Annotated in this window: 12 protein-coding genes; 11 read left to right on the top strand and 1 reads right to left on the bottom strand. The window is 62.6% G+C overall.

All coding sequences use genetic code 11. The features are described from left to right. Positions 1-27: 27 nt before the first annotated feature. The 11 genes from AC3WQA_RS10475 (at position 28) to AC3WQA_RS10425 (ending at position 10,136) form a co-directional block, all read left to right on the top strand. Complete coding sequence (locus AC3WQA_RS10475) at positions 28-414, top strand: hypothetical protein (RefSeq protein WP_492674993.1); 387 nt, start codon at positions 28-30, stop codon at positions 412-414. A 73-nt stretch (positions 415-487) separates the two neighbouring features. Next, positions 488-1,006, top strand: coding sequence for a hypothetical protein (locus AC3WQA_RS10470; RefSeq protein WP_492674992.1), 519 nt, complete (start codon positions 488-490; stop codon positions 1,004-1,006). A gap of 17 nt (positions 1,007-1,023) precedes the next feature. Continuing rightward, on the top strand, positions 1,024-1,509 hold the full coding sequence (locus tag AC3WQA_RS10465) for a hypothetical protein (protein ID WP_492674991.1): 486 nt from the start codon (positions 1,024-1,026) through the stop codon (positions 1,507-1,509). A 132-nt stretch (positions 1,510-1,641) separates the two neighbouring features. Continuing rightward, entirely contained in the window at positions 1,642-2,136 is a 495-nt protein-coding gene (locus AC3WQA_RS10460) for a hypothetical protein (protein ID WP_492674990.1), read from the top strand. A gap of 60 nt (positions 2,137-2,196) precedes the next feature. Continuing rightward, complete coding sequence (locus AC3WQA_RS10455; protein ID WP_492674989.1) at positions 2,197-2,655, top strand: hypothetical protein; 459 nt, start codon at positions 2,197-2,199, stop codon at positions 2,653-2,655. A gap of 67 nt (positions 2,656-2,722) precedes the next feature. Continuing rightward, the gene (locus AC3WQA_RS10450) at positions 2,723-3,232 is read left to right on the top strand and encodes a hypothetical protein (protein ID WP_492674988.1); all 510 of its coding nucleotides are present in this window, start codon (positions 2,723-2,725) and stop codon (positions 3,230-3,232) included. Positions 3,233-3,826: 594 nt separating this feature from the next. Further along, positions 3,827-4,300, top strand: coding sequence for a GNAT family N-acetyltransferase (locus AC3WQA_RS10445; protein ID WP_492674987.1), 474 nt, complete (start codon positions 3,827-3,829; stop codon positions 4,298-4,300). A gap of 120 nt (positions 4,301-4,420) precedes the next feature. After that, positions 4,421-4,801, top strand: coding sequence for an MAPEG family protein (locus tag AC3WQA_RS10440; protein WP_492674986.1), 381 nt, complete (start codon positions 4,421-4,423; stop codon positions 4,799-4,801). 215 nt (positions 4,802-5,016) lie between these two features. Beyond that, complete coding sequence (locus tag AC3WQA_RS10435) at positions 5,017-6,003, top strand: IS5 family transposase (RefSeq protein WP_492673891.1); 987 nt, start codon at positions 5,017-5,019, stop codon at positions 6,001-6,003. Between the two features lie 269 nt (positions 6,004-6,272). After that, positions 6,273-9,518: a TonB-dependent receptor gene (locus tag AC3WQA_RS10430; protein WP_492674985.1), complete on the top strand. Its 3,246-nt coding sequence runs from the start codon at positions 6,273-6,275 to the stop codon at positions 9,516-9,518. Positions 9,519-9,773: 255 nt separating this feature from the next. Beyond that, entirely contained in the window at positions 9,774-10,136 is a 363-nt protein-coding gene (locus AC3WQA_RS10425; RefSeq protein WP_492674984.1) for a hypothetical protein, read from the top strand. Between the two features lie 157 nt (positions 10,137-10,293). Here AC3WQA_RS10425 and AC3WQA_RS10420 read toward each other — a convergent pair whose 3' ends face one another. Then, positions 10,294-14,715 (bottom strand): autotransporter domain-containing protein, encoded by a 4,422-nt coding sequence (locus AC3WQA_RS10420; protein ID WP_492674983.1) that lies wholly within the window; start codon positions 14,713-14,715, stop codon positions 10,294-10,296. Between the last annotated feature and the right edge of the window lie 546 nt (positions 14,716-15,261).

The following is a 15,261-nucleotide window of genomic DNA, read 5'->3' as shown; positions in this document are numbered from 1 at the left end:
GCTACATGAAGCTCGGGTGATCAACCAATGGGTCAGCCAATTGACGAAATCCGGGAAACTTTCGGCCGCGTCGAGGCAGAGGCCGACCCCGATCTCAAGTTTGAGTATCTGGAGGAGGCGCTCGATCTTACCGACGACTTCCTGCAAGACAATCCAGAATCAAAAGACGCTACTGTCGTTCATAACCTACGCCGGTCGTACCTGCGGCGCTTGTTGGGTCAACTTGTGCAAATGCGCAAGGTCGAAATCGATTCTTGGCTTAACTACACAAAGCTATTCACCTTTCGTGTTGGTTCCGAGATTGATGAGATAGTCAAAGATGATTACAGCTTGGCTGTGGCGTACGACGAGTTTATAGATCTTTGGAGAAATGAAATCATCGCTTTAATTGAACGACGTAAAGCAAAAATCTAACTATTCGGTCAACCGGACGCAAATCCCGCTGCGCGGTCTTTGCGCCGGTTACCTCAAGCGTTAGGGGCCACTCATGGAACGTAACGGTTTGGCCTACCTCTTCACCGCTTTGCTCTGGGCCGTATGTTTTCAGTCCGTCGCTCACTCAAACCGCGAGCATCCGGCGCAAGCCTCGGTTTGTCAGCTCACACATTTCGGTCCTGAGCACGATGGACTTGTCTACAAAATATCGGCGTTGTACTCCACCGATCTTCGCCACGGTGCTTGGCTCATAGATCCAACAAATAAAGATTGCTGGGTCCCGCTCGGTGTTCCGCAACGCGACGCCGACAGCTCTGTAGCCCGCTTCATGCAAGCTGTGGTTGACGGTATTATGCGCAACGGTCCCGGTACAAAACGAGCGCTGCGAGCAGAGCTTGTGTTTCATTGGGTCAAAACTAATCCCCAAGGTGCTTCGCTTGGGAAGCCTTGGGTTGCAAAGGGCATGGTCGAGCTAAGGCGTGTTTTCAGTTTGTCACCCGCCGCCGCGGCCCCTAACCAGTCATCCGAGCGGACGCGCGAAAAGCCGCGCGCCGCTCAATTCCAGCGTTAGCGCCTAGGCACGGTGACATGAAAATTGCTCGGCTCATGGCAGTTTTGGCCTTTCTGTCTCTCAGTGCTCTGAGCCTCGACGCGCGCGCTATCAAGCTGCCTCCCCCTCCAACAATCGCTCAACTCGCCGGCATCTGGATCGGCCCGGATGAGTCGGGTGCGGTTTTGCGCCTTGAACTTGATGGTCGGGGTATTGGGAAACTTCAAGTCAGTGAGCGTGGCTCGCCCGCCGTGCTTTCTTCCTACAACGTAACGCTCAACAAAGATCGCTATGCCTCCAAACTTTCCTTCGCATTATCCCCAGACAAGAACTCACCGAGCAATTTCAGCCTGTCTGGCTCTGTGGTAGTCGGAGCCCGTGCCCTCTCGCTCGTGCGACACTTCAACGATTCTTACGAAGGTTTTGTGCTCAATGCGTTGCTCATCCGGCAGAGTGATCTTGCACTTGGCTCACAAAGGCTCAAAGACATGGCAGCGCAGTCCAACGCAAGTCGTGGGCGCTAACCAGTCATTCGAGGCGGACGGCTTCGCCGCCGCTTAATTCCAGCGTTAGGCCGCACAACTGCATGCCGCGAGCCCTGTTGGCAACAACGACCGCGCTGTCTAGACTCTCTACCCCACCAACCGGAGTTGTCCATGGCCACGCCCGATCGCGAGTCAATTATCTATTTCCCTTTTGGAGGCGATGAATACAAGCAGTGTAAAGGTGCGCAATCGCAGATGGATGGGCTCGTTACCAAGACCATCGACAAGATCCGCGCAACGCTAGAGAAGCAGAAGGAAGCATCGGACTTAATAATCGTCGCGCATGGAAAAGAGAGACATAGCCCCCATCGAGAGCCCAAGCTCTACAGCGAAGGCGGATGTTTTGGAGTTAGCAAGAAGACCGCGAACGACCTTGTCACGAAGTTGCGGAACGGCCTAGGTGCGTCATTCAGTTCGACAAAGATTGGAGGCGTCTACTTGTGGATATGCTATTCCTCAAGCAGCGGCCTTGGCGCCACGTTCGGCGAAGCCTTGCGCAAGGAGAGACTGTCGGTCTATGCAACCCCGCTCGAGATAGGCGGCGTAGGGGTCTGGAATGCGCGACAGGGAACCGTCGGTGAAGACAGTTTTGTGCTCGTCCAGTGATCATCGCCATCGGTGCCGGTGCGGCCTAACCCTTCGCTCAACCGATTAGGCCCCTTTGCGATGCATGAAGATCCCAAGCGCACACGTCCTGTTGGCCTCGTGCGCTACGCCAAGGAGTTCCACGATGCTGCCGAAGGTGCCGGCCGTACACTCGGCCATCGGTCAGGGTTCGAGATCATTGCGCCCATTCCCGTTCTCTATCTCATCGGGCACTCGATGGAGCTTTCCCTCAAGGCATTTCTACTTCACCAGGGCGTGAGTCTGCGGGAACTGCGCACGCAATTCGGCCACGGCCTTCATCAATGCTTTGATGGTGCGAAGGAGCGTGGACTGCTTACGCATGCATCGTTCGACGAACACGAGCTCGGTGCCTTCGCGGCCCTCGATAAGCTCTATTCAACGAAGCAACTCGAATACATAGTTACCGGAGCAAAGACTTTCCCTATCTACGGATATTTGCGAAGCATGAGCGCCAAATTGCTCAGCGCCATCTCACCGCTGGTTGGGTACACTCCGTGAAACGGTGGCTTAACCACTCGTTCGAGGCGGACGGCTACGCCGCCGCTTGACTAAAGCGTTAGACCTTATGGCATCAGACTCGCACTCCTTCATTTTTCCGATTCTCCAAACCGAAATCCCAAACCGACACCTCGTTCTTGAGGATCCCGAGGCCACAGAGCTGCTCGAAAGGTATGACGGATCGCCATACTTCTTTTACAGCTCAAATCGAGGAGCCTTTGTCGAAAGTTGGATCATATCCAATACTGAAAGGCTATCTGGCCTCTCTTATTTCAATTCAACATCGACAACTATTAACAAAGAACAGATTATTTCTGCGCTTGAGAGCATTGAATTAGCCTTCACCATTATTGAAGAGCTCGGCAAGGAAAAATGGGACAGAATGTTCTCTTACCCCGCCTCAAAAGCAGTGCACGATACCGATGAAGAACTCTTTCGCGGCCTTCCCGAGGACGGAGAAGCCCCGGCTTACCTAATATTCTGTTTGCGCAAGCACAGACGCGTTCTCTCTCATGCACTGAATAGTACTGGATATGCTCAATTCATTTCTTACAATCCGTATCTGGAATCGGCATAAGGTCTAACTAATCGTTCAAGCCGACGCCGCTTCGTGGCACGGCTTAACTCAGGTGTTAGGTTACTTATGTCAATGCGCGTTCAATTAGTGGTACTGAGTGTCGTATTGGCTCTATCCATCACCTCATTCGCAGTAGCTCGCCTCTACTCGCCTTCTTTAGCCCTCAAGGTCGGTATTGCACCAGTCATATTTGCAGGCCTGGCTCTTTTTGGTCACCTCGTCACACTCGACGACGATGCAAGAGGCGGCTTTTCAAATTCTCAATCTTCGTCTGGCATCTGGCGTAGTTCGCTGTTGGGGCTTACGCTAAAGACAGGGTTGTTCGGGCTCGTGTGCTTTCTTGTTTTTTCTGGCCTCTAACCATCGCGCATCATGGGGCCTAACAATTCGCAGGAGACTTCCCCGCCAGCCCGTGCGCATGAAGCTTTTGCCCTGGGCTTTCGGGCCGCTGCCGGTGATGGGATGTCGGATGCGACGTGAAACGTGCGGCGGTCAGTGCATGACGGCGGACAACGCGTGTCAGACGGCATTTCATTCGAGGCGGACGGCTCCGCCGCCGCTCAACTCAAGCGTTAGGCATCACAGGAAGCGGCAATGTCGAAGTCAGTACAAATTCGCTGCGTCGAGCGTGATGACTGGACCAGTTGGCTCCCACTTTGGGAGGGCTACAACGCCTTCTACGGCCGGGCAGGTGCAAGTGCCTTGCCCGAGGGAATCACTCGTAGCACCTGGGAGCGGTTCTTTAATCCAATCGAGCCCGTCTTTGCACTTGTCGCAGTCAGTGAGGGAGCCCTGGTTGGCATCGCCCACTACCTGTTCCACCGGAGCACCACCAGAGTCGAGCCGGTCTGCTATCTGCAAGACCTCTTCACTCAACCGCAGCAGCGCGGGCGCGGCGTGGGAAGATCCCTCATTTCATCGGTGTACGAGCAGGCAAAGGCTGCGGGAGCGAGCCGCGTCTACTGGCAGACTCAGGTTTCCAATGAGGCCGGCCGCGCGCTATATGATCGGGTGGCCGAGCACCGCGGTTTCATCGTCTATAGCCATGAGATCCGGGGCGATGCCTAACCCCTCCGTCAAGGGGACGTCTTGCGTCTTGCGGCAGGCCGCAAGACGCCCCTTGTGCCGAACGTCAGGCACAAGAATGTCCGCGGGTGGCGCAAGTGAAACCGTGAAGGGAGGGAGGCTGTGTCTCTGACAACAACGATCCTGCTGGTGCTTGGGCTCTACGTGGTGCAGCTGTTCCTGCAGGAGACATCCCGCTTTGGCCTTGATCTTCGAGGTATCGTTGGCAATCGCGATAACCCGCCGGCGCTCTCCACTCTCGCGGGACGGCTCGAGCGCGCAAAGAACAACATGCTCGAAGCGCTGCCACTGTTTCTTGGCATCGCCTTGCTGGCAGTGGCGAAGGGGCGCGAGGCGGGCTTGGTGGCCAATGCGGCGTCTGTCTTTCTGGTCGCGCGTATCGCTTACGTTCCAGCGTATGTGAGTGGCATACCCATGTTGCGGTCGGCTGCCTGGTTAGTCGGAGTCGCAAGCCTCCTGGTGATGGCTTGGGCTCTCGTTTGAGCAACGGTGATGGGTAAGGCTTCGAAAACCGCTCCGCCGAACCCCGCCGACTTGCGGTTCGGGGGGGGGGTGCGCGACCGACGGGCGATCGGCCACTGCCGCATCCGCCACCGGTGGGATTTGTCACGCCAGCTTCATCCGATTTCGTATCATCTAGGGAAACTCCGATTTTGCCCCGCTGTCGAAGTGAAGCCGCCACCCACCGAGCGTAACCGATGCCTCAGCAGCTGACCTTGGCCACGCAGTCCGATGCGGGTTTCGAAGCCCACCGCAAGACGACTCGCCGCGACGTGTTCCTGGCCGAGATGGACAAGGTGGTGCCGTGGACCGAGCTGTGCGCGGTGATCGAGCCGTTCTACCCCAAGCCGCGTGCCGACGGCGGTGGCCGCCCGAGCGTGGGCCTGGAAAGAATGTTGCGCATCCACTTTCTGCAGCAGTGGTACGCGCTGTCCGACCCGGCGGTGGAGGAGGCGCTGTACGACTCGGCGGCGATGCGCCGGTTTGTGGGCATTGACCTGGGCCGCGAATCGGCGCCGGACGAGACGACGGTGTGCAAGTTCCGCCACCTGTTGGAGCGGCACGGGCTGGCCGACCAACTGTTTGCGACCGTGGGCAAGCACCTGAAACGGCATGGCTTCAAGCTGTCGCAAGGCACGATCGTGGACGCCACGATCATCGCGGCCGCGCCATCGACGAAGAACAAGGTCAAGGCGCGCGACCCGGAGATGCACCAAACCAAGAAGGGCAATCAGTGGTTCTTCGGCATGAAGGCGCACATCGGCGTCGATGCTGAAAGCGGCCTGGTGCACACGGTAAAGGGAACGGCGGCGAACGTGGCTGACGTGACCGAGGTGCCGAACCTGCTGCACGGCAAGGAGCGGCATGTGTTCGGCGATGCGGGCTACACCGGCGCCGAGAAGCGGGCTGTGAAGCGCGGGCGCACGTTCTGGATCGCGGCCAAGCGCAGCGTGGTGAAGGCCATCGACGATACCAAGCTGCGCGAAATTACCGAGCAGCTGGAACACGCGAAGGCCTCGATCCGTGCCGCGGTGGAACACCCGTTCCGGGTCATCAAGCGCCAGTTCGGCTATGTGAAGGTGCGCTACAAGGGCCTGGTCAAGAACACCGCCCAGGTCAAGACGCTGCTCGCGCTGGGCAACCTGTGGATGGCACGCAAGCATCTGCTGGCTTCCGTGGGGTAGGTGCGCCCGGAGAGCGCACCACAGCGGCCAAGGGAGGCAGCCGCGAGTGAAAAACCACATGCGAACCGGCGCAGGGGCGTGCACTCGACCATCGCCACGCTGCGCGCGCCACGAAAAATCCGGCGTCGTCACTGACAGTGGTTAATCAGACGATCCCTAGCGCGCGGCGCAACGCTGGCGGCAACCAGCACAACGTCGCCAACCGCCTCCCCCATCGGGAGGCGTTGTCGTTCCAACAGCACACCATCAGAGAATCACGCGAGGAAACCATGGCTTACACGTTACGCTCCCGCACCCTACCGTTCGCCATCGCCGCACTGCTGGCGAGCGCGCCTGCCCTCGCGCAGAACATCACCACTTCCGGCGCCATCGGCCGCGTGCTGGACGCGCAGGGCCACCCGGTGGCGGGCGCCACCGTGACCATCCTGCACGTGCCTTCCGGCACCACCAAATCGGTGAGCACCGACGCCGACGGCCGCTATGCGGCGCAGGGCCTGCGCACGGGCGGGCCGTTCACCATCACCGCCAGCAAATCCGGCGTGGCCGGCGCGGAACAGGACAACGTCTACCTGCAGCTGGGCCAGCCCTCCGCGATCAACCTCACCATGGGCGCGAGCGCGGCGGAGGCGAAGGACCTCAGCGCGGTGACGGTCACGGTTTCGTCGCTGTCGCAGACCTTCACCTCCGAGAACAAGGGCCTGTCGACCACCATTTCGCAGCGCCAGCTGCAGGCCACACCGCAGGGCAACCGCTCGATCGACGACGTGGCGCGGCTCGACCCGCGCATCACCGTGACCGACCAGGGCACCGGCGCGATCTCCGCCGCCGGCATGAACAACCGCTACAACAACATCGCGGTGGACGGCGTGACCCAGGGCGATCCGTTCGGTCTGAACGCGAATGGCCTGCCCTACCAGAAGTCGCCGATCTCGCCGGAGACGATTTCCGAATACAACATCTCCACCGCCAACTACGACACCTCGTCCGACGTGGTGGGCGCCGACGTCAACGCGGTGACCAAGTCCGGCACCAACGCCTTCCACGGCGCGGTCTATTACAGCTACCGCAACGCCAACCACCTGGTGGGCGACGCCGGCTGGCTGCCCAGCAGCAACCCGGGCTACCACTACAAGGGTTACCAGAAGGACTCCACCGGCGGCTTCAACATCGGCGGCCCGATCATCAAGGACAAGCTGTTCTTCTTCCTCTCCGCCGAGCATGAGAAGACCACCGGCATCGGCGCCGATTCGGCCAACGGCCTGGATACCACGCTGGGCAACGGCCCCTCCACCAGCAACAAGGTGTCGCCGGGCGACCTGCAGAAGGTCATCGACACCGCGAAGCAGCTGGGCCTCACCCCTGGCGGCTTCGGCAGTTCCACCGGCCTGACCTACGACGACAAGCGCTACCTCGGCAAGATCGACTGGAACATCTCCGACAACCACCGCGCCAGCTTCACCTTCCAGCGCACCAAGGAGCTGCTGCCCGCCGTGGGCGGCAACAGCCCGAGCAGCGTGGGCCTGACCAGCTACACCTACACCAAGACCATCACCACCAACAATTACGTGCTGCACCTGTACGACGACTGGAACGAAAATTTCTCCACCGAGGCCAAGATCGGCTACCAGAAGTATGTGCAGGACACCACGGCGCCGTACCAGCAGCCCTCGGTGGCGGTGAACCTCTCGCCCACCGGCAACGGCCCGACGGTGAACCTGGGCGAGGAGCAGTACCGCCACTACAACCACATCGATACCAAGAAGACCAGCCTGTTCCTGGCCGCCACCTGGTACCACGGTGACCACACCATCAAGGGCGGCATCGACTTCCAGCGCAACCAGATCTACAACCTGTTCGGCCAGTCCGAGTTTGGCGTCTACACGTTCTGGGGCCTGGCCAACTTCGCCGCCGGCAACTACAACAAGTACTCGCTGTACCACCCGGCGCCGGGCTACACGCTGGCCGACATCGCCGGCGCGTGGACGTACAGTCAGTTCAGCCCGTTCCTGCAGGACACCTGGCAGGTCAACGACGCGCTGTCGGTGCAGTACGGCGTGCGCGTGGACATACCGCACTCCAGCAAGCAGCCGGCGTACAACGCGGCCTTCGCGCAGGCCTTCGGCTACGCGAACAACTACACCGTGGGCTCCGCCAACCGCATCGTGGAGCCGCGCCTGTCGTTCAACTACAACTTCGACACCACCTACAAGACCCAGTTGCGCGGCGGCGTCGGCCTGTTCCAGACCAACCCGCCCACGGTGTGGATGACCAACCCGTTCCAGAACAACGGCATCACCCTGCTCAACTACACCTCGTACAACCCGGCCGGCACACCGTTCAGCTCCGACCCGTTCCACCAGAACATCCCAGCCGGCGGCGGCGCCGGCTCGATCGACACCATCGCCCACGACTTCCACCTTCCCAGCGTGTGGAAGATGAGCCTGGCGCTGGACCGCGAGCTGCCGTGGTGGAAGATGGTGGCCTCGGCCGAGTACCAGCACATCCAGGTGCGCGACGGCATCCTGTACGAGGCCGTCAACTTCGGCACGCCTACCGGCACGCTGCCGGACGGCCGCGAGCAATTCTGGAAGACCCCGGGCGAGGCGCCCAAGAGCAGCGACACGCTGGCCAACCATAACCCGGCCTTCAGCACCGCCTCCACGCTGCTCAGCAACACACATCGCGGCAAGTCCGACAGCTTCACGCTGGCGCTTTCCAAACCGTTCTCGGACAGCTGGTTCGGCAACGTCAGCCTCACCTTCAACCACGCCAGCGACGTCGACCCGGGCGCCGACACCATCGCCTACAGCGGCTACCAGCGCGTCGCCCGCCTGAACCCCAACTCCAACGTGCTGGCCACCTCCAACTACAACGTGGCCAAGACGCTGAAGGCCTCGCTGACTTGGCAGCACGCGTTCTTCGGCGACTACAACACCATGGCCTCGCTGTTCTACAGCGGCCATACCGGCCTGCCCTACACCTGGGTGTTCGGCAACGATGCCAACGGCGACAGCATCTCCGGCTGGGATCCGGCCTACATCCCGGCGGCGAACGATCCCAAGGTGGCCTACGCCGCCGGCACCAGCGCGCAAGCCATCGCGCAGTTCCAGGCCTTCCTCGACAGCAACCCGTACCTGCGCGACCACCGCGGCCAGATCGCCAACCGCAATGGCGACCGCACCGCCTGGGTGAACGAGCTGGACATGAGCCTGTCGCAGGAAGTGCCCGGCATCTTCAAGGGCAACAAGGGCGTGCTGCGGCTGGACGTCTACAACGTGCTCAACCTGCTCAACAGCGACTGGGGCCAGCAGCGCAACACCGGCATCTACCCCACCCGCAGCCTTGCCAACTACGGCGGCGTGAACGCGCAGGGCCAGTACGTGTACGTGCTGCCCACCGACAAGAGCGGCAACTACCAGCCGCAGCAATTGCAGACCTACGACGGCGGCTTCTACGACCCCAGCCGCGTGGTGTCGCGCTGGTCAGCCATGCTGACCCTGCACTACACGTTCTGACCGCTCCACCTGCCATAAATGACACGGGCGCCTGCGGGCGCCCGTGTCATTTATGGTGGTGGTGGCGGCGCCATGCACGCCCGGCGGCCGGGCTCGGGCACGAACACCTTGTACCCACGGCGGCCGCGACGCACGGTTGCGGCGTGGAAACAGAAAGCCCAACATCGCCGGGCCACGCGGCCGCCCAGGCCTGCGCGTCCATATCCATCGGGCACGGCGTCCGTTGCCTCAGCCCCAGACTCAGGAAATATCACGTTGCGCAACCGCATCCCTGCGCTGCTCCTGCTCGGCATCACAACCGCCAGTGGCAGCCTGGCTCCGGGGCGAAGCTGGGCGCATGCTCCCGGCGCCTCCCAGGCACCGGCACGCATAGCCCCGCACCGCTATGCCATCGTTGTCGAGACTCCCCCTGGCCGGCCATGCGTGCATCGCGTCAAAGAGCGCTTCATGGCCATTGCGGGTGTCGATGCAGTGAGCGTCGACACCGCCACGATGACGATAACGGTGACCATGCGGCCCGGCGCCAGCCTCGAACGTGCGACCGCAGCCAACGCGGCCGGGAAGGTCGGCCTGGCCATGCGCGACTTCCGCTCCCTTGCCCAGGGGCCAAACCCATGATGGCCGAGCCACGGCTGGTCGCCGGCGACCAAGGGCCGTGGCGCCCGGTCACTTTGTAGTCCCCCGGCGCTTTCCCGGGGATTGGCGAAGGAAACAACGCGAAGGGCCGGCATTCCGCCGGCCCTTCGTCTTTACCGATGCGTCCCTGCGACGTTGCTCAGAACCGCCACGACAGGCCGGCGTTGAAGTAGTCGTTGCCCAGATTCCCACCCAATGCGCCCTGGTAGCTGACGTCGAGCTGCATGGACTTGCTGAAGAGCATGTGGACGCCGGTCTCACCATTCAGCCAGCTGCCCGGCAGCTTGTTGCCGCGAACCTGGAAAGGGGTACCGGGCGCGCCGGCGAAGGCCACCTGCGCCACCGGCTGGCGGTCGCCCCACACCGCGCTTCCGGTCAAGCCGACGTAGGGTTCAAAGGCCGCCTTGCCCGCCTCGAACGAGGCGCCGAGCCGCACGCCCAGGTCGCCCTGGTAGCGGGTCTGGTCGATACCGTAGTAATGCAGGGACAACGCGCCGGCACCGACTTCGGTGTAGCCGCCCTGCGAGGACCTGGCGGCCAGCACAGCCGCATGGGGCTGAATGAACCATTGCTTGGCGATGTGGAAAGTGAATCCCGTGTCCAACTGCATGGCCAAGGCGGAAACGCCAGGCTTGCCGCTCGCGGTCTGCGCGCCGCCCATGGCGACGGTCCGATCCGCGTAGCTCCAGCCATCGGTGTAGCTCAGCGTGCCGCCGATGAACCAGGGGCCGCGCAGATAGCTGGCGTACGCAGCGAGCATGTTGTACCGCGAGCGCACATTGGACGACAGCGCGGGCGTGCTGGTGGTGACATTGCTGTGGCCCAGTGCAACACCGACCCTGGCCTGCGTGCCCAGGGCAACTTCGCCGCCGACCGCGATGCCGCTGCCGCTGAACGTGTTGTTCTGGAATTCGCCGCGCAGCCGCGTGTCAAGGCTGGTGGCCTGCGCCCAGAAGCGATGATCGCCGACATCCTGGCCAGGCGCGCGGCAGCTGGCGGCATCAAGCTGCCTGTCGAAGCAGCCCGGTGCGTCCATCATCTGCTGGCCGATCGTCGCAAGGAACCGGTCGCCGACCAGGTTGACCGAACGTGCGGAAGCGACGCTGCTTTCGCCCGACAGCATCTCCAGGTTTGCCGGCACGTTGCCGCTGGCGGCCGCATTGAGCTGCGTCAGCAGGTTGCCGGAAGCGGTGTATTGCAGGCTGTTCAACGCCTGGCCCACCGCATACTGGTTGCTGTTGCTGGTTCCTGCCGTCCAGTTGAGCGGATTGAGAACCTCGAGCGACACGCTGTTGAGATAGTTGATGCGCGCCAGCTGCCCTGTCGGGGCCGACGCCAGCACCGGAGCCTGACCATTGGCGGCGGGCTGCAGCGCGGGGAGGTTGATCCACGCGGTCGAACCCGTGGCGCTCAAGGCATTGCTGAACTGGCCGGTCAGGCTGCCGGCGCTCAGCAGATTGAAGCTGCGGTAGAACGAAGTGCCTGCCTGGGCCAGGGGCGCCAGCAGCAGCTTCATGCCTGCGATGTTGGCGTTGCCGTTCACCGTCAGATGGGTGTTCGCGCCGTTGCCCATGTCGTAGGCGAACAACATCGTGCCGCCCTGGTTGCTCAGGCTGCCCACGGTCAGCGTGTTGCCGCCGGTGCTGCCGGGTGCCACGAGGCCACCGCGCACATCCAGCAGCCCCGATGCCGAACCGCTGCCCGCGAGCGTGGCCGACGGAGATGCCAGCACGACGCCGTCGAGTATCGAGCCATTGAGCACCACGGTGCCGCTGTTGACGGTGGTGCCGCCGGTGTAGCTGGCCGTGCCGGTGAGGGTCAGCGTGCCGGTGCCGTACTTGATCAGCGGACGGTTGCCGCTGAGCAGGGACGGGTCGGGATTGGAGTCGTTGTTGGCCAGGCCGAACTGCAGCACCTTGGCGCTGGCGTAGTTGCTGGTGACGTCGTACAGCATCCATGCGCCACGGCCATAGGTGCCGATCGCCAGCGCGTCCAGGCCGGGCTGGTAGTCGATCACCGTGATCTGCGTATTGGGCAGGCCGTTGCCGAGCCGGCGCCAGTCGAAGAGGTTGCCATTGGCGTCGCTCTCGGCGGACACCAGCGGGTTGCCCGCATTGGCCGCCGAGTTCATGCCGCCGACCAGCAGGGCGTTGACGCCGTTGCTGTTGATGAAGCCGAGCGCGTCGGGGCGGATGAAATTGGCTGGCAGGTTCGCGGTCAGGTCCTTGCCGGTGGCGCCGCCGTCGACGGTTCCCCACAGGAAGCCGTTGCCGTCCGCGCCGGGTGCGGCGGCAAAGAAGCGGTTCTGGCTGCGCGGATCGAACAGCACCGCGTTGGGTGCGTGCATGGCCACCGGGAAGGAGAACACCGGCTGCAGGTTGATGCTGTCGATCGACGTGCCGGTGCTGACGAACAGGCGGGCATAGTTGCCGCTCTGCGGGTCCTGGTAGAGGTAGGTGCCGGCCAGCAGCGCGTAGGTGTTGTCCTGGGTACCGAAGTCGAGCGCGGAGACAAAGCCCGTGACACCGGCGAAGTACGACGGCAGGATCTGGTAGCAGCCCTGCGTGCAGGAGGTGTCGCCGGCGACATAGGGGGTCGGTGCGGTGTTGAAGCTGTCCTGCGACACCAGCACGCCCGGCGCGACACCGGTGGCCATCAGGCTCTTGTCGATGTGGTTGAGGACGAACGGGTTGACGAAGTTGATCGTGTTGCTGTCGAGCTCGACGGTGTTGCCCCCGATGTAGGGGTTGGCCACGGTGGCGAACACGCCGGTGCTGTCAGGCGCGAAGTAAATATCCGTGCTGACCGGGTAGTTGTCGATCAGGTGGCCGCTGGCATCGGTCCAGGGCACGGTGTTGACGTAATTGCCCTGCGCATCGGTCTTGTAGCGGGTCAGCCCGCCCAGGTACTGGCTGGCGACGTAGGTGTAGCTGAAGCCGGGCGTGCTCTGGCCGTTGACCAGCGCCAGGCTGCCGTCACCGCCGCCGATCTGCCGGTAGATGGACGCGTTGCCCGGGGTTTGCCGCGCCGCGCCGTTGTCCTGCGCGGCGACGGCGATCTGCCCGTTGTTGGGATCCAGCCCGAGGCTGTAGATCTCCAGCGCCTGGCGGCCGTTGTTCAGGCCGCGCCAGACGCCGTCGGTGCTGGAGGGGTTGGTGCGGGTATAGAGGCCGCCGTCGGTGCTCATCAGGAGGTTGCCCTGGCCGTCGAAGGCAAAGGCGCGTGCATCCGGATGCACCGTGGAATGGTCGCTGGTGTAGTTGTCGGTGAGCGGCGCGTAGGTAATGGTGCCATCGGCATTCACCGCCACGCGGATCGCCGAGACACCCTCGAAGGTGCTGCCGGTGGCCTGGTCGTAGCGGCCGTCGCCAGCGATGTAGACCACATTGGGATGGTTGGGATCGATCGCCACCAGGGAGTTGGTCATCGCCTGCCCGCCCTGGTTGATCGCCAGGCCGGGGATGTTTTCGCCGTACCGCTGGAGCTGGTAGGCGGCGGCGCGCGACGTGTTGCCGCCGGTCTGGTTGGAAACCGTGTTGGCAGCCAGCGAGGGGCTCAGGTCGACCCAGCTCTTGCCGCCATTCTGCGACAGGAAGGCGTTGTTGAGCTGGCCTTGCGCCATGTTGACCACGCCGACCACGACGGAGCCGTTCGGGCCGGCCGCCACGCGCAGCATGGTGGGGGTGTTCGCGTTGATCGCGCCGTTGGCGTTGGCGGCGCTGAAGATCTGCGTCCAGGTCTTGCCGCCGTCGGCGCTGGTGTAGACCGCGGTGTTGCTGGTGCCCGAAACCCCGACGTAGAAGCGGTTCGGGTCATGCGGGTCGCCGACGAGGGCGGAGGTGGGGCCGGGCGGCAGGCCCGAGCCGGTCGCCAGGTCGACCCGAGCGAAGGTCTTGCCGCCATCGGTGCTGCGATACAGGCCGCTGTTCGCGCCGTTGCGCTTCTCGCCCTCTTCTTCGAAGCCGGCGGCCATGATGACGTTTCCTCGCGCCACGACGTTGAGCATGCTCACGTCCGGCAAGCTGCTCTGGCCGATGGCGCTCCAGCTCTTGCCGCCATCGGTGGAGTACAGGAGCCCCTGGTTGGTCAGGCCGCCGCGGTCGAAATGCGTTCCGGTCGCGCCATTGGTGGTGCTGCCGACGCTGGCGACCAGCCGCATGCCCGTGGGGTCAGACAGGTCGAAGCTGATTTGCGACACCGCGAGCGATGCCTGGTTGTCCGTCGTGGCCGCCCAGGTCTGGCCGCCGTCCGTGCTGCGGAAGATGCCGCCGCTGGGGGAGCTGACCAGCATGACCTGCGAATTGAACGGATCCACCGCAATCGATTGCACCGCGCCCGACTGGGTGGCGAAATAAGGGGGGGTGTCGGTGGGCTGCCCGGCCTGCGGGGAGTTGGCACCATTCATCAGGAAATAGGGCCCCGACTCCGTTCCCGGGCCAGCCGGGACGAAGGTTTGTGCGTACCCCATCACCGGCGCGATGAGTGCGGCGGCGATCACCGCGGCCAACAGTTTCGGTGTGGCCTGACGGCCGGCGGATCGACGAACGCTGCTTACTTGCATGACTCCCCCAGAAAAATGACGACTGACAAGTTGTCCCGACAGCGCATCGGATATGCGCTTGTTCACGGCTGCCCGGTTTGCCAAACCCGCCAAGGCGGAGCCTGGGCAAACCCACCCATCGCTTGCGCGATTGATCAATGAACGATGCTTGCTCGAAGGCGCCCCGGGCTTCTTTGAAGCCTATGCCGCATGCCCGGACTCATCGAGCGATTTCGCCCATGGATACAACGACGCTTGAGACAGTCGAATTTGAAATGGCCATCGCAGGGTCGCGTCGACCTCCGCGATGCCGACGGCTGCAGCCGCCATCGCTTGCGACGCCCGATGAAGGCCAACAACGAACCCCTTGGGATGCCCGGGCGGCATCCGCCCCGGCATCGCCATGCCCACCGCGCGCGCCGGCCATTTGTGGCGTTGCATCACGCCGGTCAACCTGCGCCAGGTTCCACGCATCGACGCCAGACGCTGTCCGTAAACATCGGCTCGCTGCCTTTTTCTAGGAAAATTTCCTAGCTTATGCGTTTGGCCGTCCAGCAGGATGGACGG

The sequence above is a fragment of the Rhodanobacter sp. FW106-PBR-R2A-2-24 genome (genome assembly GCF_058789615.1).
Note: the sequence above shows the minus strand (reverse complement) of the source record. Positions and strands in the feature narration are given on the sequence as shown.

Coding starts and splice junctions, on each gene's coding strand:
- AC3WQA_RS10475 (WP_492674993.1), top strand. CDS start 28: ATGGGTCAGCCAATTGACGAAATCCGGGAAACTTTCGGCCGCGTCGAG.
- AC3WQA_RS10470 (WP_492674992.1), top strand. CDS start 488: ATGGAACGTAACGGTTTGGCCTACCTCTTCACCGCTTTGCTCTGGGCC.
- AC3WQA_RS10465 (WP_492674991.1), top strand. CDS start 1,024: ATGAAAATTGCTCGGCTCATGGCAGTTTTGGCCTTTCTGTCTCTCAGT.
- AC3WQA_RS10460 (WP_492674990.1), top strand. CDS start 1,642: ATGGCCACGCCCGATCGCGAGTCAATTATCTATTTCCCTTTTGGAGGC.
- AC3WQA_RS10455 (WP_492674989.1), top strand. CDS start 2,197: ATGCATGAAGATCCCAAGCGCACACGTCCTGTTGGCCTCGTGCGCTAC.
- AC3WQA_RS10450 (WP_492674988.1), top strand. CDS start 2,723: ATGGCATCAGACTCGCACTCCTTCATTTTTCCGATTCTCCAAACCGAA.
- AC3WQA_RS10445 (WP_492674987.1), top strand. CDS start 3,827: ATGTCGAAGTCAGTACAAATTCGCTGCGTCGAGCGTGATGACTGGACC.
- AC3WQA_RS10435 (WP_492673891.1), top strand. CDS start 5,017: ATGCCTCAGCAGCTGACCTTGGCCACGCAGTCCGATGCGGGTTTCGAA.
- AC3WQA_RS10430 (WP_492674985.1), top strand. CDS start 6,273: ATGGCTTACACGTTACGCTCCCGCACCCTACCGTTCGCCATCGCCGCA.
- AC3WQA_RS10420 (WP_492674983.1), bottom strand. CDS start 14,715: ATGCAAGTAAGCAGCGTTCGTCGATCCGCCGGCCGTCAGGCCACACCG.